The organism is Micromonospora sp. NPDC005173 (genome assembly GCF_040608515.1).
Classification (GTDB): domain Bacteria; phylum Actinomycetota; class Actinomycetes; order Mycobacteriales; family Micromonosporaceae; genus Micromonospora.
In genome coordinates this window covers 35,175-53,225 of sequence record NZ_JBEXIK010000033.1, presented here as the reverse complement: position 1 = coordinate 53,225, position 18,051 = coordinate 35,175, and the positions used below count along the sequence as shown (strand labels likewise).

At 71.9% G+C, this 18,051-nt stretch carries 17 protein-coding genes and 1 pseudogene; 8 read left to right on the top strand and 10 right to left on the bottom strand.

Going from position 1 to position 18,051, the window contains the following annotated elements:
- The first annotated feature begins 32 nt into the window (after positions 1 to 32).
- From ABZV00_RS27660 to ABZV00_RS27650, 3 genes and pseudogenes are all read left to right on the top strand, one after another.
- Positions 33 to 1,790 (top strand): NAD+ synthase, encoded by a 1,758-nt coding sequence (locus ABZV00_RS27660; protein ID WP_355611173.1) that lies wholly within the window; start codon positions 33 to 35, stop codon positions 1,788 to 1,790.
- Positions 1,791 to 1,948: 158 nt separating this feature from the next.
- Positions 1,949 to 2,794, top strand: a complete 846-nt coding sequence (gene panB, locus ABZV00_RS27655) for a 3-methyl-2-oxobutanoate hydroxymethyltransferase (protein WP_328419015.1) — start codon at positions 1,949 to 1,951, stop codon at positions 2,792 to 2,794.
- A gap of 309 nt (positions 2,795 to 3,103) precedes the next feature.
- Positions 3,104 to 4,355, top strand: a pseudogene (locus tag ABZV00_RS27650) (DUF222 domain-containing protein).
- 284 nt (positions 4,356 to 4,639) lie between these two features.
- Here ABZV00_RS27650 and npdG read toward each other — a convergent pair.
- The 4 genes from npdG to ABZV00_RS27630 all read right to left on the bottom strand — a co-directional run bounded on the left by npdG (position 4,640) and on the right by ABZV00_RS27630 (position 8,293).
- On the bottom strand, positions 4,640 to 5,338 hold the full coding sequence (gene npdG, locus ABZV00_RS27645) for an NADPH-dependent F420 reductase (RefSeq protein WP_355611170.1): 699 nt from the start codon (positions 5,336 to 5,338) through the stop codon (positions 4,640 to 4,642).
- A 244-nt stretch (positions 5,339 to 5,582) separates the two neighbouring features.
- Positions 5,583 to 7,013, bottom strand: coding sequence for an RNB domain-containing ribonuclease (locus ABZV00_RS27640; RefSeq protein ID WP_355611167.1), 1,431 nt, complete (start codon positions 7,011 to 7,013; stop codon positions 5,583 to 5,585).
- 163 nt (positions 7,014 to 7,176) lie between these two features.
- Positions 7,177 to 8,007, bottom strand: coding sequence for a histone (locus ABZV00_RS27635; RefSeq protein ID WP_355611164.1), 831 nt, complete (start codon positions 8,005 to 8,007; stop codon positions 7,177 to 7,179).
- 82 nt (positions 8,008 to 8,089) lie between these two features.
- On the bottom strand, positions 8,090 to 8,293 hold the full coding sequence (locus ABZV00_RS27630) for a hypothetical protein (protein WP_252417750.1): 204 nt from the start codon (positions 8,291 to 8,293) through the stop codon (positions 8,090 to 8,092).
- Positions 8,294 to 8,491: 198 nt separating this feature from the next.
- Here ABZV00_RS27630 and ABZV00_RS27625 point away from each other — a divergent pair, with 198 nt between their 5' ends.
- Complete coding sequence (locus ABZV00_RS27625) at positions 8,492 to 9,766, top strand: M48 family metalloprotease (RefSeq protein WP_355611161.1); 1,275 nt, start codon at positions 8,492 to 8,494, stop codon at positions 9,764 to 9,766.
- A 59-nt stretch (positions 9,767 to 9,825) separates the two neighbouring features.
- Positions 9,826 to 10,323 (top strand): NUDIX domain-containing protein, encoded by a 498-nt coding sequence (locus ABZV00_RS27620; protein WP_355611158.1) that lies wholly within the window; start codon positions 9,826 to 9,828, stop codon positions 10,321 to 10,323.
- Between the two features lie 11 nt (positions 10,324 to 10,334).
- Here ABZV00_RS27620 and ABZV00_RS27615 read toward each other — a convergent pair whose 3' ends face one another.
- From ABZV00_RS27615 to ABZV00_RS27600, 4 genes are all read right to left on the bottom strand, one after another.
- Positions 10,335 to 11,312: a hypothetical protein gene (locus tag ABZV00_RS27615; protein ID WP_355611155.1), complete on the bottom strand. Its 978-nt coding sequence runs from the start codon at positions 11,310 to 11,312 to the stop codon at positions 10,335 to 10,337.
- Positions 11,306 to 11,638: a helix-turn-helix transcriptional regulator gene (locus tag ABZV00_RS27610; protein ID WP_355611152.1), complete on the bottom strand. Its 333-nt coding sequence runs from the start codon at positions 11,636 to 11,638 to the stop codon at positions 11,306 to 11,308. Before ABZV00_RS27610 ends, ABZV00_RS27615 begins: the two co-directional genes overlap by 7 nt.
- Positions 11,639 to 11,658: 20 nt before the next feature.
- Entirely contained in the window at positions 11,659 to 12,531 is an 873-nt protein-coding gene (locus ABZV00_RS27605) for an AraC family transcriptional regulator (RefSeq protein WP_355611149.1), read from the bottom strand.
- Between the two features lie 103 nt (positions 12,532 to 12,634).
- Complete coding sequence (locus ABZV00_RS27600) at positions 12,635 to 13,207, bottom strand: GNAT family N-acetyltransferase (protein WP_355611146.1); 573 nt, start codon at positions 13,205 to 13,207, stop codon at positions 12,635 to 12,637.
- Between the two features lie 66 nt (positions 13,208 to 13,273).
- Here ABZV00_RS27600 and ABZV00_RS27595 point away from each other — a divergent pair, with 66 nt between their 5' ends.
- Positions 13,274 to 14,149, top strand: a complete 876-nt coding sequence (locus ABZV00_RS27595) for a transglutaminase domain-containing protein (RefSeq protein ID WP_355611143.1) — start codon at positions 13,274 to 13,276, stop codon at positions 14,147 to 14,149.
- A 6-nt stretch (positions 14,150 to 14,155) separates the two neighbouring features.
- On the opposite strand, the gene ABZV00_RS27590 is transcribed toward ABZV00_RS27595, so the two are convergent.
- The gene (locus ABZV00_RS27590; protein WP_355611140.1) at positions 14,156 to 15,109 is read right to left on the bottom strand and encodes a redoxin family protein; all 954 of its coding nucleotides are present in this window, start codon (positions 15,107 to 15,109) and stop codon (positions 14,156 to 14,158) included.
- Positions 15,110 to 16,336, bottom strand: a complete 1,227-nt coding sequence (locus ABZV00_RS27585) for an epoxide hydrolase family protein (RefSeq protein ID WP_355611137.1) — start codon at positions 16,334 to 16,336, stop codon at positions 15,110 to 15,112.
- Between the two features lie 208 nt (positions 16,337 to 16,544).
- On the opposite strand from ABZV00_RS27585, the gene ABZV00_RS27580 reads away from it, so the two are divergent.
- Both ABZV00_RS27580 and ABZV00_RS27575 read left to right on the top strand, forming a co-directional pair.
- Positions 16,545 to 17,018: a hypothetical protein gene (locus tag ABZV00_RS27580; RefSeq protein WP_355611134.1), complete on the top strand. Its 474-nt coding sequence runs from the start codon at positions 16,545 to 16,547 to the stop codon at positions 17,016 to 17,018.
- Between the two features lie 175 nt (positions 17,019 to 17,193).
- Positions 17,194 to 18,039 (top strand): MOSC N-terminal beta barrel domain-containing protein, encoded by an 846-nt coding sequence (locus ABZV00_RS27575; protein WP_355611131.1) that lies wholly within the window; start codon positions 17,194 to 17,196, stop codon positions 18,037 to 18,039.
- Positions 18,040 to 18,051 lie beyond the last annotated feature (12 nt).

The window sequence follows — 18,051 nt, the reverse complement described above, 5'->3', positions numbered from 1 at the left end:
TCCGCCCCGACGGGCTGGGGCAAAATGAGGACATGCCCACCCTGCGTCTCGCCCTGTCCCAGGTCAACCCGAGCGTCGGCGACCTCGCCGGCAACGCCGACCTGGTCCGCAGCTGGACCCGCCAGGCCGCTGATGCCGGCGCCCAACTGGTGCTCTTCCCCGAGATGATGCTGACCGGGTACCCGGTCGAGGATCTGGTCTTCCGGCGTTCCTTCGTCGCCGCGTCCCGGGCCGCCCTGGAGCAGCTCGCCGCCGACCTCGCCACGGACGGCCTCGGCGAGTTGCCGGTGGTGGTCGGCTACCTGGACGCCGACGGGCCGCCCCAGGTCAGCGAGCACGCCGAGCCGGGTCGGGGCGCCCGCAACGCCGCCGCGCTGCTGCACCGGGGCGTGGTGGCCGCCCGCTACTTCAAGCACCACCTGCCCAACTACGGCGTCTTCGACGAGGACCGCTACTTCCTGTCCGGCGACATGCTGACCGTGGTGCGGATCGGTGGGGTGGACGTCGCGCTGACCATCTGCGAGGACCTGTGGCAGGCCGGCGGCCCGTTCGCCGCCGCCCGGCAGGCCAGGGTCGGCCTGGTGGTCAACATCAACGGCTCGCCGTACGAGCTGAACAAGGACGACATCCGGCTGCCGCTGGTCCGCCGGCGGGCCGCCGAGGCGGGCGCCGCCATCGCGTACGTCAACATGATCGGCGGGCAGGACGAGCTGGTCTTCGAGGGCGACTCGATGATCGTGGCCGCCGACGGTGAGCTGCTCACCCGGGCCCCGCAGTTCGTCGAGCACCTGCTCGTGCACGACGTGGAACTGCCGGCCGCCGGCGCGCCGCCGGCCGAGGAGACCGTCGCGGACGGCATGCGGGTGGTGCACAGCACCCTGGACGGCATCCCGCCCACGCCGTCCGGCCCGGCCGCCACCGGCGGGCTGATCGAGCCGGTGGCCGACGAGGCCGAGGTGTGGCACGCGTTGGTGCTCGGCCTGCGCGACTACGTCAACAAGAACAGGTTCCCGTCGGTGGTGCTCGGCCTCTCCGGCGGCATCGACTCGGCGGTGGTGGCCGCGCTGGCCGTCGACGCGCTCGGTCCGGACCGGGTGGTCGGGGTGTCGCTGCCCAGCCAGCACTCCTCCGAGCACTCCCGGGAGGACGCCGCCGACCTGGCCAAGCGCACCGGGCTGGACTACCGCACCGAGCCGATCCAGCCGATGGTGGACGGTTTCCTGGCCAACCTGTCGCTGTCCGGGGTGGCGGTGGAGAACCTCCAGGCCCGGGTACGCGGCGTGATCCTGATGGCGCTGTCGAACCAGGAGGGCCACCTGGTGCTGACCACCGGCAACAAGAGCGAGCTGGCGGTCGGCTACTCCACGCTGTACGGCGACTCGGTGGGCGGCTTCAACCCGGTCAAGGACGTGTGGAAGACACTGATCTGGCGGCTGGCGAAGTGGCGCAACGCGGACGCGGCCCGGCGGGGCGCGACCCCACCCATCCCAGAGAACTCGATCGGCAAGCCGCCGAGCGCCGAGCTGAGCCCGGGCCAACTGGACAGCGACACCCTGCCCGACTACGACGTACTGGACCCGATCCTGATCGGCTACGTCGACGGCGACCTCGGCCGGGACGGGCTGATCGAGTCGGGCCACGACCCGGCCGTGGTGGACAAGGTGCTGCGGCTGGTGGATACCGCCGAGTACAAGCGACGGCAGTCCGCGCCGGGCACGAAGATCTCGATGAAGGCGTTCGGCCGGGACCGCCGGCTGCCGATCACCAACCGGTGGCGCGAGCACGGCTGAGCCGTCCGGGGTGAGCGCCGGGTCGGTGGGCCGGTCCGGCGCCCTCGCCGCGGTGGAGTGACATCTTCCACTGCGCCCTGCCGTCATCCCTGCCTGCGATGCGACGATCGCGACAGAACCCGGGGACCGCGCAGGCGGCCTCGAGGAAGGAGACAGTGATGGTGGAGTCCACGCCCAACGAGGTGACCGCGCTGTACGGCGGCCCGGCCACCCGACGGGTCCGTACCCGCGACCTGATCGCCGCCAAGGAGCGCGGCGAACGGTGGCCGATGCTCACCTCGTACGACCAGTACACGGCGGCGATCTTCGACCAGGCCGGCGTCCCGGTGCTGCTGGTCGGCGACTCAGCCGCGAACAACGTGTTCGGCTACGAGACCACCCTGCCGGTCACCGCCGACGAGTTGCTCCCGCTGGTGCGAGCGGTGGTACGGGCGACCCGACAGTCGCTGATCGTCGGCGACCTGCCGTTCGGCTCGTACGAGGAAGGCCCGACGCAGGCGCTGCGTACCGCCGTGCGGTTCATGAAGGAAGGTGGCTGCCACGCGGTGAAGCTGGAGGGTGGCCGCCGCTGTGCCGCGCAGATCGCCGCGATCGTCGGCGCCGGCATTCCGGTGATGGCGCACATCGGCTTCACCCCGCAGAGCGAGCACACCCTGGGCGGCTACCGGGTGCAGGGCCGAGGCGACGCGGCCACCGAGGTTTTGGCCGACGCGCGGGCGGTTGCCGAGGCGGGCGCGTTCGCGGTGGTGCTGGAGATGGTGCCGGGTGAGGTGGCCAAGCAGATCACCCACGAACTGTCGATCCCCACCGTGGGTATCGGGGCCGGCCCCGACACCGACGCCCAGGTGCTGGTCTGGCAGGACATGGCCGGCCTGCGTACCGGCAAGGCACCACGCTTCGTGAAGCGGTATGCGGACCTGTCCGGCGCCCTCACCGACGCCACCCGCCGGTTCGCCGACGAGGTCCGCGGCGGCGAGTTCCCAGCCGCCGAGCACACCTTCTAGGACGGTCCGCGGCTCGCGTGGGTCCGCGGCTCGGACGGTCCACAGCTCGCGTAGGTCCGCGGCTCGGACGGTCCGCGGCTCGCGTGGGTCCGCGGCTCGCGTAGGTCCGCGGCTCGCGTAGGTCCGCGGCTCGCGTAGGTCCGCGGCTCGGACGGTCCACGGCGGCAGGGCCGGCCGGCACGACGCTTCAGTCGGCCGGCCAGCCCCGCCGCCGCACCGCTAACGGGCACCGGCAACGGGCGGAAGCCGCCGGGCCGCCAATCGATCACCACCGCTGAAACTGTCGTACACCTGTTCTAGTCTTTGGTCGTGGTCGAGGAGTTGGCGCAGGCGGAAGGCGCGGTGGCGGCGTGCCTCGATGTGGCCACCTGGGCCGTCGCGGAGCATGAGCTGGTCGCGGCGCTCGACGCCGCGCACCGGCTCGAGCAGCGCCTGGCGGCCGATGCAGCTGGCCCTGGTGCGCGAGCTGGACGGTCGGGGCACCGCCGTCGCACAGGGCGCGTCCTCGACGGCGGTCTGGCTGCGCCACCGGCTGCGGCTCACCGTCCCCGCCGCCCGTCAGCTGGTCGACCTCGCCGGCACGCTGGACGCCGCCGCCCCCGGGATACGTCGCGCGTTGGCCGACGGGGACATCAGCCTCGAGCAGGCCCGGGTCATCGGCGACACCGTCAGCACGGTGCACGCCGCCGCCGGCGCCGGCGCTGCCGACAAGGCCGTCGGCGTGCTGGTCGAGTGGGCGGGACAGTTCGATCCGGCACTGCTCCGCAGGCTCGGCACGCGGATTCTCGACCACGTCGCTCCGGAGGTCGCCGAGGCCGCCGCCCAAGCCGTGTTGGAGGCCGAGGCCCACCGGTCGGCCCGAGACCGTCACGTCACACTGTCCGAGCTGCACGATGGCCGCCTCCGGCTGACCGGCAGCCTGGACGCCGAGGCGGCCGGCCTGCTGCGCGCCGCGATCGAGCCGTTGACCGCACCGTCGGGCCCGGACGACCCGCGCACCCCCGGGCAACGCCGACACGACGCGCTCGCCGACCTCTGTCGGCTCACCCTGCGCACCGGGGAGCTACCCGTACATGGCGGCGAGCCCGCCCAGATCGTCGTCACCACCAGTCTCGACAGCCTGCTCCGGCAGCTCGACGCCGCAGCCCTGGACACCGGCCTCCAGCTCACCCCGGAGGCGGTCCGCCGGCTCGCCTGCGACGCGGCCATCCTGCCCGCAATCCTTGGCAGCACCGGCCAGGTGCTCGACGTGGGCCGCCAACGCCGACTCGTCACCGGGCCTCTCCGGCGCGCACTGGTCCTACGGGACCGCGGCTGCGCCTTCCCAGGCTGCGACCGCCCGCCCCGCTGGTGCGACGCCCACCACATCCGCCACTGGGCGAACGGCGGCGAGACGAGCCTGCAGAACGCGGTGTTGCTCTGTGCACACCACCACCGGCACATCCATCGCGGCGACTGGACCGTCCTTCTGGGCGGCGACGGCCACCCGGAGTTCGTCCCGCCAGCCTGGCTCGATCCCGACCAACTCCCCCGCCGCAACCAGTACCACCGGCGGACGTGAGCACACCGTTCAGCAACGCTGACACCTTCGCCAGGCCAACGCTCCGGACACCGCCCGTCGAAGACCAGCCCGCGCGATCGGACCGACTCAGCGGTCCAGCAGCGGGCGCACCGGCAACCGCGCCCAGAGCTGGCTAGCTCACCGGTACGCGGGCCGCCGGCAGACAAGCTCGCCGGTGGGCAGACTCGCCGGTACGTAGGCTCCCGGAGGGCAGGGTCGCCGGCAACGGGCTCGCCGGTGCCAAGCCCGCCGGCGGACAGGCGCAGAGCAGGGCCGCGGCGGGCTCATAGGTCGGTGACGCGGATGCCGGCGTGGGCCTTGTAGCGCTTGTTGATGGCGATCAGGTTGGCGGTGAACGCCTCGATCTGGTGGGCGTTGCGCAACCGGCCAGCGTAGATGCCGCGCATCCCGGGGATCCGGGCGGCGAGCGCGCCGACCACGTCGACCAGCTCGCGGTCCTCGGTGCAGATAAGCACGTCCAGGTCGATCCGGTCGACCTCGGGGTCGGCCAGCAGCGGGGCGCTGACGTGGTTGAACGCCGCGCAGACCCGGGAGTCGGGCAGCAGCGCGGCGGCCTGCTGCACGGCGCTGCCCTCGGCGACGTTCAGCGCGTAGGGGCCCTGCTTGTCAAAGCCGAGCGGGTTGACGCAGTCGATGACGATCGTGCCGGCGAGCGGCTCGGCGAGGGAGGCGACGGTAGCGGCGTGCCCGTCCCACGGCACCGCGATGATCACGACGTCGCTGCGCCGGGCCACCTCGTCGTTGGCCGCACCGGTGATACTGACATCGGCCGGCATCCGGGGCAGCGCGGCGATCTCGGCGGCGGACTCGGCGGCCCGCTCCGCGGAGCGGGAGCCGATCAGCACCGTCTGCCCGGCCCGGGCGAGGCGGTAGGCGAGACCCCGCCCCTGATCGCCGGTGCCACCGATGATGCCGACCGTCAGCCCGGACACGTCGGGCAGCGTGCTCGCGTCGTATGCCATGGGCTCATCCTCGCAAACCGCCCGGTCCGGCAGCAGCGTCAGCCGCTGTGACAATTCCCGCTGCCCGCCCGCCGCGCTGCCAACTCGTCGGCTCGGGATCCGACCCGGACGCCACCACCGGCCGACACCGCCCACGCGCCCCGACGACGACCCAAGCCGGGAGCGAACTGCCGCTCCAGGCCAACTCGAACAGGACCCGCCGGCAACCGGCCCACCAGCGCGAAAAGGGCCGCCAGCAACCCCTTCAGACCAGCTCGAACAGGATCGTGCGGGTAGCCGGGTCGGCGGTTACCAGCCGGACCCGGACTCGTTCGCCGAGCGGCAGTTGGCCGAGGCAGCGGCCGCGCACCGGCGGGGCGTCCAGGGCGACCGTGCCGCCGGGCGGGCGGGGGCGGGAGCGGCCGTTGGGTGGGGCGTCCACGTCCAGTACCGCCGCGTCGAAGGTCTCCCCCACCCGGTCCGCCAGCAGCACCGCTTCGGCCAGCTCGACCGCACCCCGGCTGGCCGCCGAGGCGGTCCGGTCGGTCGTGGCCATGACCTCGGGCAGCCGGGGCAGCGCGGCGCGCGCCCAGTCGGGCACCGGCCGGCCCGCGTGCAGGGCCAGGCAGACCTCGGTGGCGTACCGGTCGGCCAGGCGCCGCAGCGGCGCCGTGACGTGGGCGTACGCGGCGGCCACCCCGCCGTGCTCCGGCTGCTCCGGCGGCGTCCCGTCGAACGCGGTGTAGGCCGCGCCGCGCATCAGCTCGGCTGCCTGGTCGATGAACGCGGCGGCGCGCGGCTGGGCGGGGTCCAGCCCGACGATCACCTCGCCCGGGCCAACACCGTCCGGCCAGTGCACGCCCAGCGGCGCGGCGGCGGCCCGCAGCCGCTGCACGGCCTCCGGCTTCGGAGCCGGCATGGTGCGCAGCAGGCCGACCCGGCCGGCCAGCATGATGTCGGCGGCGGCCATCCCCGTCAGCAGGGAGATCTGCGCGTTGTGCTCCTCCATGGGCACCGGCCCGCGCAACACCAGCCGCCAGCCCTCGCCGTCGGGTTCCACGTCCTGCTCGGGCAAGGGCAGGTTGATCGCGCCACGACGCAGTCCCCGAGCGGTCAGTCGGTCACCGATCTCGGGCAGCAGCGCGATCGGGTCGGGCAGTCGCCCGCCGTCCGCCGCCGCCTGCACCCCGGAGTAGTCGAGTTTGGCCCGGCTGCGGACCAGGGCGCGTTCCAGCTCGACGGCCACGGTGCCGCCGTCGGCGTCCAGGTCGATGGTCCAGACCACCGCGGCCCGGTCGTCGTCGGGCAGCAGACTGGCCGCGCCCTCGCTGAGCGTCAGCGGGTGCAGCGGCACGTGGCCGTCGGGCAGGTAGATGGTCTGCCCTCGCCGCCAGGTCTCCGCCTCCAGCGCGCCGCCGGGGCCGACGTGCGCGGCGACGTCCGCGATCGCGTACCGCACCCGATAGCCGCCACCCGGGCGGCGGGCGAGGTGCATCGCCTGGTCCAGGTCCCGGGACGTGGCCGGGTCGACCGTGACGAACGGTACGTCGGTACGGTCGACGGGCGGTCGCGGCGGCGCGGCGGCCGCCTCGTCAGCCTCGTGTTGCGCGGCGGCCGGGAAACCCTCGGGCAGGCCGAGCTCGCGGCGCAGCGTGCCGAAGTCGATGCGGGGCGCGAGTACGCGTCGGATGACCACGGGTCAATCCTGACAGTGCCGCCGGTGATCCGCTTCCGGTGACCGGCCGAGATATCCGCCGGCGCACCGGCCGAACCGCGGCAGACCCGCCGGAGTGCCGCGTCGGGCCTGCCGGAGAACCGCGTCGGCCCTGCCGGGCGATCCGGTGCCGGACGGCCTGCGGTCAGCCGGTCGCCTTCCGCGCGGTGGTCCGCGTACCGCGGGGCGCGGTGGCCCGGGCGGCGGTCGGACGGGCCGGCGACTTGCGGGCGGTCACCTTGCGGGCCGGCGCCTTGGCCGCGACGGTCTTCTTCGCCGGGGCCTTCTTTGCCACCGCCTTGCGGGCGGCGGTCGACGACGTGCCGGTCGACTTCGCGGCCGGGGCCTTCTTTGCCGCGGCCTTGCGTGCGCCGCCGCCAGGGCGGGTGGCCGCGGTCTTCTTCGCCGTACCCGTGGTCTTCTTCGCCGCAGCGGTCGTCTTCTTCGCCGGAGCCTTCTTGGCGGCCGTCTTCTTCGCGGTGGAAGCCTTGGTCGCGGTCTTACGCGCCGGTGCCTTCGCCGCGGTGGTGGCCTTCTTCACCGCCGAGGCGGTGGTCCTCTTCGCGGCGCTGGTGGTCTTCTTCGCGGCACTGGTGGTCTTCTTCGCCGTACCCGTGGTCTTCTTCGCAGCGGCGGTGGTCTTCTTCGCAGCGGACGCCGGGGTCCGCTTCGCGGTGGCGGTCGTCTTGCGGGTGGCGGTCGAGGTCTTCGCTGGCGCCTTCTTGGCGGCGGTGGAGGCCTTGGTGGTGGCCTTCTTCGCGGGAGCCTTGGCGGCCGTGGTGGTCTTCTTGGCCGGGGCACGCCCCGCCCCGCCGGCTGCCTTCCTGGCCGGCGCCTTCGCCGCCGCCGCACCCGCGGTGGACTTGCGCACGGGGGTGGTCCGGCTCGCTCCCGTGTTCCGCTCCGCCGCGGCGGTCTTCTTCGCGGTGGTACGCCGGGCGGCCGGGCGGGTGGTGGCCTGCTGTGCTTCGGCCATCTCGGTTCCCTCCTTGGGGACGTGCTCTCGCGTGTCTCCTCGCGGAGCACTGAGTACCTCGGCGCGGGCCGTCCCGCGCCGTCTACCTGTCCTCCCCGGCCCAACGAGCGTCCTCGGCCTCCCACGCCTCGTTACGCTCCTGCACTCGTTGCAGGGCGTTCTCCGCGTCGGCCGCCGAGTCGTACGGGCCGAGGACGTGCTTCGCCGGGCACACGTCGGCGTCCGTCTCAACCCGGTGGTGCCGGGTGCACCAGTAGAACTGCCCACCACGTCCGCTGTCGCTCATGGGAATCACTGTGCACCGCGAACCGACCGGCCGCCACCGGATCACGCAAGTCACCGACCTTCTCCACAGTAGAGCCGGTTACGGCGCCCCGGGCCGGAACACCGAAAGAAAGCCCAGGCCGGGACACTTCGCCCGCCACCGGCCGTCGGCTGAACGGCCAGTTCCCGCGTACGGCAGCTCGGGGCAGGATCGGTCCCCGTGATCAACACGGTGACCGGCACGGGGGCGTGCCCGGGGTGTGGGGCCACGACGGCGTCCGTACGCGACGCGCTGCCCTGGTGCCCCAACTGCGAGTGGAATCTGGACACGTACGACCTGATGCGGCGCGAACGCGAGTTCGGCTGGCCCTGGGTCGACCGCTGGACCTACCGGATGGCGTTCCGGGCGACCGGGCGGCAGTTCACCCGGCTGGTCGGGCGGCCGCTGGGTACCAGCGGGTCCGGTGGCGCCCGGACGGTGACCGCGGTGGCGTCGCTGGTGCTGGTCGCGGCGGTACTCGCGCTCGCGGTCACCGGCGTATGGCTGATCGTGGCGTTCCCGTTTCCCAACCTGGCGATCCTGCCGGGTGTCGCGATGGTCGGCCTGGCGGTCGCGCTGCGGCCCCGGTTCGGCCGGCTCGACCCGGAGTTGGAGGTGCTCTCCCTGGACCGGGCGCCGGAGCTGTTCGCGCTGATCGGTGAGGTGGCCACGGCGATCGGGGCACCGATGCCGGACGTGGTCGGCGTCGACGGCGACATCAACGCGTACGCGGGTGCGGTCGGGTTGCGCCGCCGGAAGGTGCTCTGCCTCGGGCTGCCGTTGTGGGGCTCACTCACCGCCGGCGAGCGGGTGGCGTTGCTCGGCCACGAGCTCGGTCACTTCGTCAACGGTGACCCACGCCGGGGCCTGCTCACCCAGCCCGCATTCACCATGCTCGGCTCGGCTGCCGACCTGTTCCGGCCGGTGCGAACCAGTGTCGGCGCTGGGCTGGTGGAGATGGTGGGCGACGCGCTGGGCCGGGCGTTCCAGTGGGTGGTGTCCCGGGTTCTGTTCGTCGCCTACCTGCTGCTGGTGAGCGTGGCGCTGCGGGACAGCCAGCGCGCCGAGTACCTCGCCGACGAACTGGCCGCGCGGGTGGCCGGCTCGACGGCCGCGACCGATCTGCTCGACGCCCTGCTCGCCGCCGAGTCGATGGCGCTGGCGGTGCGCCGGGAGACCCGGGCGGGACACGGCCCGGACCGGTGGCGTTCGGCGTTGGCCCAGGCCCGCGCCGCGAGCGCCGATCGGCTGCCGCTGCTGCGCCAACTGTCGGTCCGTGACGAGGCGTCGCTGTTCGCCGCCCACCCGCCGACCGGACTGCGCCGCCGGATGCTCACCGGCCGACCGTGGCAGGACCCGGCGGTGGTGCTCACCGAGGCCCGAATGGAGCGGATCGACGCCGAACTCGCCAGGGAGTACGAGCGCTTCCGCCGTACCGTCAACTGGTCGGCCTGACACTCGACGCGGGGTCGCGGGACGGCGATGGCCGCGGAGTCGCGGCCTATGATCGCCGGATGGCGGTACCGGACTACATCCTGCGGATGCGCAAGCACGTCGGTCACGACCTGCTCTGGCTGCCCAGCGTCAGCGCGGTGGTCCGCAACGACGCCGGTGAGCTGCTGCTCGGTCAGCGCGCCGACGACGGGCGTTGGTCGGTGATCAGCGGGTTCGTCGAGCCGGGCGAGCAGCCGGCCACCGCGCTGGTCCGCGAGGTGCGGGAGGAGACGGGTCTGGACGTGGTGCCGGTGCGGCTGTCCAGCGCCGTCTCGCACCCGCACACCTACCCCAACGGGGACCGCTGCGAGTACCTCAACCTCGGCTTCGTCTGCCGGGTCGTCGCTGGCACGGCCCGGGTCAATGACGACGAGTCGCTGGCCGTGCGGTGGTTCCCGATGGACCGGCTGCCCGAGCTGGACGCGCACGCCCTGCTGGTCATCGCCTACGCGTTGCGCGACAACCAGTCGGCCGGTTTCCTGCCGCTGGGCACCACGTGGGACGACGTGCCCAGCTGAGTCTGCGCGGGTCAGGCCGGCGACGAGGTCGGGGCCGGCGCGAGGGCGACCGGCGCGGTGGGCGCCGACCGGGCCGCCCGGATGGTGTACGCGAGCGCGTAGGGCGTGCACGCCAGGTAGATCATGGGCTCCACCAGCACCTCGTTGGTGATCAGGAAGATCTCCCACGGGATGGGCCGGGGCAGGCCGAAGTTCCAGTCGGTCCAGCAGGCGAAGAGCCACAGCGGCGCGGAGATCCGGTCGACGGTGCCGGGTGGCATCTCACCGATCCCCGGGCCGGCGCCGGTGCCGCCCGGGATGCTGTCCAACACGGCGAGGATGACCGCGAGGTCGGCGGCGACGAGCGCGCCGAGGACCCCGAGCCCCCAGGCGGCCCGGACCCGGTCCCGCGCGGCGAGACCCGCCGCGGCCCAGAGGACCAGCGTCAGCCCGGCGAGCCAGAGCAGCAGACCGGGTACGGAACTGGCCAGGCTGTCGGCGTTGGTGGCGTACAGGAGCAGGACCGCGGCCGCACCGACCGGGAGCACCACGCCGAGCGCGATACGCAGCGAGCCGTCGAGCGCGGTGTGTCGGGCCCAGCGCGCGGCGAACACCGCCAGCAGCACCGCCAACCCGACGGTGAGCGCGGCCCAGAGCGGCCTCTGCGCCCGCGTCGACCAGCTCACTCCCATCGTCATCAGCCAGGTCTCGACCGGGTTCATCGCCAGCGCGCTGGCCACCACGATCCCGATGCAGGCGAGTGGGGCCAGGAGCAACGCGGCTGCGGTACGGCGGGCCCGCCGGTGCATCATGGCGCGGTCGACGAGCGGGGCGCCGGCCCGACTGACGGCGAGACTCACGGCGAAGCCCACCATCCTCGTCCGGTGACCGCTCGCGGCGAGCACGTGCAACTCGGCGTCCCACTCGCGGCGCAGGTCGTCGCGCAGGTCGGCCGGCCAGCGTCGCGCGGCGATCGCCAGCAACACCTCGGCGGCGCGGCGGGTCACCATGCCGGTGCCTCGGTGGGCCCGGCGCCGCCCCACGATGGACGAACGTCGGGGATGGCGGCCCGCAGGTCGGCAATCGCCCGGCGGGCTTCGGCCACCCCTTCGGCGGTGAGCCGGTAGTAGCGGCGGGCCGGCCGGCCCGCCGCCACCGGATCGATCGCCTCCCAGTCGGCGGCCAGCCAGCCGGCCGCCCGCAACCGGTGCAGCACGGGATAGAGGGTGCCGCTGGCCAGGCCGGTCATCCGCATCAGGTCCAGCCCGTACCGCTCCGCCTCAGGCTCGGCGAGCAACGCCGCCAGCACCTTGGCGACCGGAATGGTGATCCGCATCCCAACACTGTATCGAAATTCTACATAGGGGTGGGTACCCGTTCGACGGGAATCCACAGCTCCGCGTCCGCCTGACCGCCGTCCGCGGACACCCGCACCCGCGAAATCTCCGGGCCGGGCCGGCTGCGGTACGGGTTGGACGGGAACCACTGGGTGAACACGTCCCGCCACAGGTACTGCACCGCCTGCGGGAACGCGCCGGAGGTGGTGAAGACCGCCCACGTCCCGGCCTGCACGGGCAGTGCGTCCAGGTCCTCCGGCGGCGCGGCGGCGGTGACGACCCCGTGCCAGTAGTCCAACTCGGTGCCCTCCGCGCGGCTGTCGGCAAGGTTGTCGCTGACGTTGACGATCCCGGCCGGCTCCTGATCCGAGAGCGCCTCGATCCGCTCTGCCGTCTCCCGGTCGATGCTCCGGATGAACGCGACGATCGCCGGGTTCATCCCCTCGTGCACCAGCGGAACCCGGGCCCTGCGCCCCACCAGGGCGAACGCGTCCTTGCTGACGATTCGATATTCCATGCTGCCGCTCCCTTCAACGGTGAGTCGGAAGGACATCCGGGGCTGGGCGCGCAGCGCGGCCCCCGTACGCCGGGCCTCGCCGGGTGCCACGCCGTGCACGGCGTGGAACGCCCGGGCGAACGCCTCTGCCGAGCCGTAGCCGTAGTGCACCGCGATGTCGAGCAGCGTCCGCTCCCCCGCCAGCACGTCCGCCCCGGCGACGGTGAGCCGACGCCGACGGATGTACTCCGACAGCGGGATGCCGGCCAGCGCGGAGAACAGCCGTCGGAAGTGGTACTCCGACGTCAGCGCGATCCGCGCCAGGTTGGCCACCTCGATCCGTTGGTCGAGGTGCCGCTCGATGTACGCCATGGCCTCGTTGAGCCGCTCCAGCACCCGGGTCTCCTTCCCTTTCGAGCACCGACGCTAGGCGGCGGGGCAGGCCGCCCACCCGACATCCGGTGCCCGCAACGGTCGGGTGCGCGCGGAGTCGCCGGTGTCAGCGGGTCGGCTGCTGCATGATCCAGGTGGGCAGCGGGTCTGCCACGGAACGCACCACCTCCCAGCCGGCGCGGCGGTACAGCTCGACGTTGGCCGGGTTGCTGGTCTCCAGGATCGCCGGCAGGCCGTCCGCGGAGGCGCGATCCAGCCCCGCCCTCATGACGAGACGGCCCCAACCACGTCCGGCGCTGTCGGGGTGGGTGCCCAGGACGCCGAGATACCAGAACGGGAACGCCGGCAGTGCGGCGTGCACGGCCTCGTCGTAGGCCTGAACGCGAGCCAGCACCTCGGCGGGGTAGTGAGCGGCGAGGTCGCCGTCCGGCGATTCGTGGCCGGCTGCCGGTGGCTCCCAGATGGCGACCGAGGCACCGCCACCGATCGTCCAGATCGTCGCCTTGTGCACCCGCTTGTCGAAGAGGTGCCCGAAGAAGGCGGCGGCGTACCGCGGATAGGTTTCCTCGTCCGGGAACAGGTGCCGCAGTACGGGATCCTTGATGAACGCGGCGACCAGCGAGCCGACCACCGTGTCACGGTCCGCTGGGCTGGCGATGGTGATCTCGGGCGCTGTCACAGCAGTCGACCCTATCCCGGTCCGGCACCTTGACCCTGACACGGTGGCAGGACGAAGACTCGTCTCATGAACATCGACGACTACCGGAGACACTCCCCGTACAGCGACCCCGGTCGGCACGCCGCACTGCTCGACGCCGTGCCCCCCGACATCGCCACCGTGGCGGCGACCGCCCGCAACGTGATCGTCCACTACCGGGCCGGCGGCGTCGAGCTGCCCACCGAGCGGCTCGACGAGGTGAACTGCCGCTGGGTGGACCGCATCCTCGACACCGACCAGTCCCGATTTTCCATGCCACTCAGCGCCGAGCGTCCGACCGCTGACCGGGTAGCCGGCTGCTGCCGGGACCACACGCTGCTCTCGGTCGCGGTGCTCCGTCAGCACGGCATCCCCAGCCGCAGCCGGGTCGGCTTCGCCTCCTACTTCACGCCCGGCTGGCACCACGATCACGTGCTGGCGGAGTACTGGAACGGCGAACGCTGGGTCTGGGCCGACCCGGAAATCGATCCGGCCGGCGACTGGCGGTTCGACGGCTACGACATCGACCCGGCGGCAGGGCTCTTCGACTCGGCAGCGCGGGTGTGGTCGGCGTACCGGGCCGGGGCGATCGACCCCGACGTCTACGGCGTGGCCCCGGAATCGCCGATCCGCGGTGCGTGGTTCATCTACGACTACGTCCTGCACGAGCTCGCCCATCGGCAGAAGGACGAGCTGCTGCTCTGGGACGGGTTCGACGCGATGACCGACGACTTCGCCGATGCCGACCTCACGCTCGTCGACGAGATCGCCGCGTTGCTGCTCGCCGCCGACGACGGCGACGAGGCCGCGGAGAAGGCGCTCGCCGACCGGTACGCAACCGACACCCGCCTGCGCCCCGGCTCTCAGATCCGTACCATCTCACCGTTCTCAGGCACCGTCAGCACGGTCGACCTGCGTCGCTGATCGGGCCTACCCGAACGTGAAGGCGTACGCCTCGGCGCCGGGCTCGCCGAACGAGATCTGCAGGCTCCGTTCGCGGACCGCGTCGTGCTGGCGTACGAGCTGGTAGAGGCGGCCGTCCTGGAGTACGCCGTTGCCGTCTTCGTCGACGTCGACGCCGTGTGACGCGCCCGGTGCTTCGCCGTCGAGAAGCACCCGGAACGGGATCGGCTGTCGCGCCCCGGGAGACAGCACGAGATGCGCGTCGCGTGCGTGGAACCGGACGGCGATGCTGCCGCCGGGCCGGTCGAGCACGACGTTCTCCGGCCCGATCGTCCACTCGCCCGCCAAGGCCCACTGGTTGAGGCCCAGGCTCTCCGGCAGCTCGTAGACGCGGCGTTCGTCGAGCGCGGCGCCGTTCGGCGACGCGAAGTGCTCGCCGCGACTGAAACCGAGGTACGTCTCGGGCGTACGCAGGTTGTCCCAGTCGGCCGCTGCCTCCGGGCCGAGGCCTTCGACGGGAACGGGCTCGCGCTCGATGCCGAGCAGTTGCTGGAGAACGCGCTCGGACTGCTCGTAGCGCCCCTCGCCGAAGTGGTCGTCGCGGATGACACCGTCAGCGTCGACGAAGTAGAGCGCCGGCCAGTAGTGGTTGTCGAAGGCGCTCCAGATCGCGTAGTCGTTGTCGACCGCGACCGGGTAGTCGATTGATCGCGCCGCGACCGCCCGGCGGACCCAGTCGACGTCGTGCTCGAACGAGAACTCCGGCGTATGCACCCCGATGACGACCAGACCGTCGTCTCGGTATGCCTGCGACCAGGCGCGGACGTACGGCTCCTGGCGCAGCCAGTTGATGCACGTCAGGGTCCAGAAGTTCACGAGGACGACGCGGCCACCCAGCTCGGCGGGGCCGGGTGGCTCGGAGTTGAGCCACCCGGTCGCCCCGCCGAGCGACGGCATGTGCGGACGGTCGGACACCGCCATCTAGCGAAGCGACCGGAAAGCGGTGCGAAGCTCTTCGGAGAAGATCTTCGGCTGTTCCCAGGCCGCGAAGTGCCCGCCCTTGTCGAGCTTGTTGTAGTAGATGAGGTTGGGATACGCCTGCTCGGCCCAACTCTGCGGAGCCTCATAGAGCTCATTGGGAAAGACGCTAACGGCGACCGGGATGGAGACGCCCTTGGCGGCGAAGAAGGACAGCTTGTTCTCCGCATAGAGACGAGACGCGGAAATCGCCGTGTTCGTCAGCCAGTAGAGCGAGATGTTGTCCAGGACGTCATCGCGGGTGAGGCCCTCGGTGCCTCCTTCGAAGACCCGCGCGATCAGCGCCATACTGGCCGCATCGTGGTCGAGCAGGAAGGACGCCAGGCCGACAGGGGAATCCGCCAAGCCGGTCAGCGTCTGCGGGCGCGTCGCCATCATGAGGGCATAGGCGACGTGCTTCCAGACGTAGTCCAGCTCCTCGGCTGCACGCATCTCGTCGGCGGACAGATTGGACGGCAGCGAACCCATGGCGTTGTTCGCTCCGGTGGTATCGCCCTGGAACAGATTGTCGATCTCGGGCGGCACCGCGCCAGCCATGTTGGTGTGAATGCCGAGCAGTTCCGGTGGTGCCTGCAGCCCCATCAGATCCACCACGACCGCACCCCAGTCGCCGCCCTGCGCGACGAATCGCGTGTAGTCGAGACGCTTCATCAGTTCGATCCAGGCAGCCGCAGTCTTCTCCGGACCCCAGCCCGGCGAGGTCGGCTTGCCCGAGAAGCCGTGGCCGGGCAGCGATGGGATCACCAGGTGGAAGGCGTCCGACGCACTCCCGCCGTGCGCCGTGGGGTCGGTGAGCGGCTCGATGATCTTCATTTGCTCGATCACCGACCCGGGCCACCCGTGCGTGACGATGAGCGGCAGCGCATCCTCGTGCTTCGAGCGGACGTGGATGAAGTGAATATCCAGCCCGTCGATATTGGTCATGAACTGCGGTAGGGCGTTCAGCCTCGTCTCGATCTTGCGCCAGTCGTACTCCTTCTCCCAATAGCGCGCGACGGCCTGAATCGTCGCTAGCGGCACGCCCTGCGACTGGTCGTCAACAGTTTCCTTTTCCGGCCAGCGCGTGGCTCCGATGCGCCTACGCAGGTCATCAAGGTCCGCCTCGGGGATTTCCACCGTGAACGGCCGAATCTCCGTGGTGCCTGGACGCGTCTTGGTTTTGACAGCCATGCGTGCTTCCTCTCTGTCTGAGTTCGCGCCTCGCGAGGGGAATCATGAGGTGAAGGCACTGCCCGGACTTATGTGCCAGCTCAAGATGGGCACGCCGCCGCCATATCTCGGAGCCTAGAACGCGGCACCCCGGCCTCGTGGCCATACGAGCAGTCCCCCGCCCGTAACCGGATTGCCAGGAGCCCGGAAAGCCTGAAACATCCAAGCCGTGTACGTCGTCGCCCAGTGGGTCCGCGCCTCGTGGACCAAGCAGTCCCGCGGAGGCCAACAGGCCGTCCGCCGCAACCGTCTGCCGGTCGCGTTCGCCCTACCGGAGAGCGGCGCACCCTGCACTCACGAGGTCACGATGCATGAGGCGGACGGGTTCCAGCCACAGGCCGACCTGCGCGCCGGGCCACCGTCCCGCGACGTGGTCCGCCTCGACCTGGCCGACGGAATGCTCCGCGTCGACCTGGTCCCGTCCTCCTGGGGTATGCCCCGCCGCCATCGCCGTCCACCCGCCGTACGACTCGCCCCGGGCGAGTGGACGCGCTGGCACATCAACTACCGCTTCACCGGCCATCGCAGCGGTAACTGGCACTACCGGCTGGACACGTTGAACATCGCGCACGGCCCGGTCCCCGTCGACATCTTCCTCACCGAACCCCGGCGGGTCGTCGACGAGCGCGCACACCTGCGATGACCGGGCCAGCCTGACAGCCAGTTGGTTCTGGGCTGGGTGCGACGGATGAGTCAACTTGGACGTCGGATTGAGCCGGGACCAGGGGTGGAACCTGACGACAACCGGGGTCGCCTGGTAACGGGCGGCCGCCGGAGCGGGGCACCGGCGTCACGCCGCGTCATGTCATCCTGACCGGATGCGGGTCGCCTCGATTCACACGTACCCGGTGAAGGGGTGCCGCCGGATGGACCGCGACAGGGTGCGGGTCGAGCCGTGGGGCCTGGACGGCGACCGGCGCTGGCTGATCGTGGACGAACACGGGCTCGGCCTGACCCAGCGCCAGCACCGGGAACTGGTGACGGTGCGGGCGGTATCCCGGCCGGGCGGGCTGACCCTGGACGCGCCGGGCCTGGGCCCGCTCGATCTGGCCGAACCGACCAGCGGCGAGGCGATCCAGGTCCGGGTGTTCCGGGGGCGGCCGCCCTCATCGGTACGCGCCGCCGGCCCCGAGGCGGACGACTGGCTCAACCGGCTGTTGGGGCGCACCGCCCGGCTGGTCTGGCTCGGTGACCCCACCGGCAACCTCGTTCCCTGGCCGGTTCCGGCCGGCTCCAGCGCCGAGGTGAGCTTCGCCGACGGCACTCCGCTGCTGCTGGCCAACACCGCGTCGCTGGACGCGTTCAACGGCTGGCTGCTGGACTCGGGCAGCACCGAAGGGCCGCTGCCGATGATCCAGTTCCGCCCCAACTTGGTGGTCAGCGGTGCCGCGCCGTGGGCCGAGGGCGATTGGGTCGGCCGGCGGATCAGGATCGGCGGGGCCGTGTTCCACGGTGCCAACGAGTGTGGCCGCTGTCTGGTCGCGACGATCGACCAGGAGACCGGGGAGCGGGGTCGGGAGCCGCTATGGATGCTCGCCGCACGGCGGAACATCGGCCAGAAGCTCCTCTTCGGTCTCCAGATGACGGTGCGGGCCGAACCGGGCGGACCGTCCCGCGAAGGTCGTACGGTCAGCGTCGGTGACACCGTGGAGGTGCTCGACTGACCGGGACGGTCC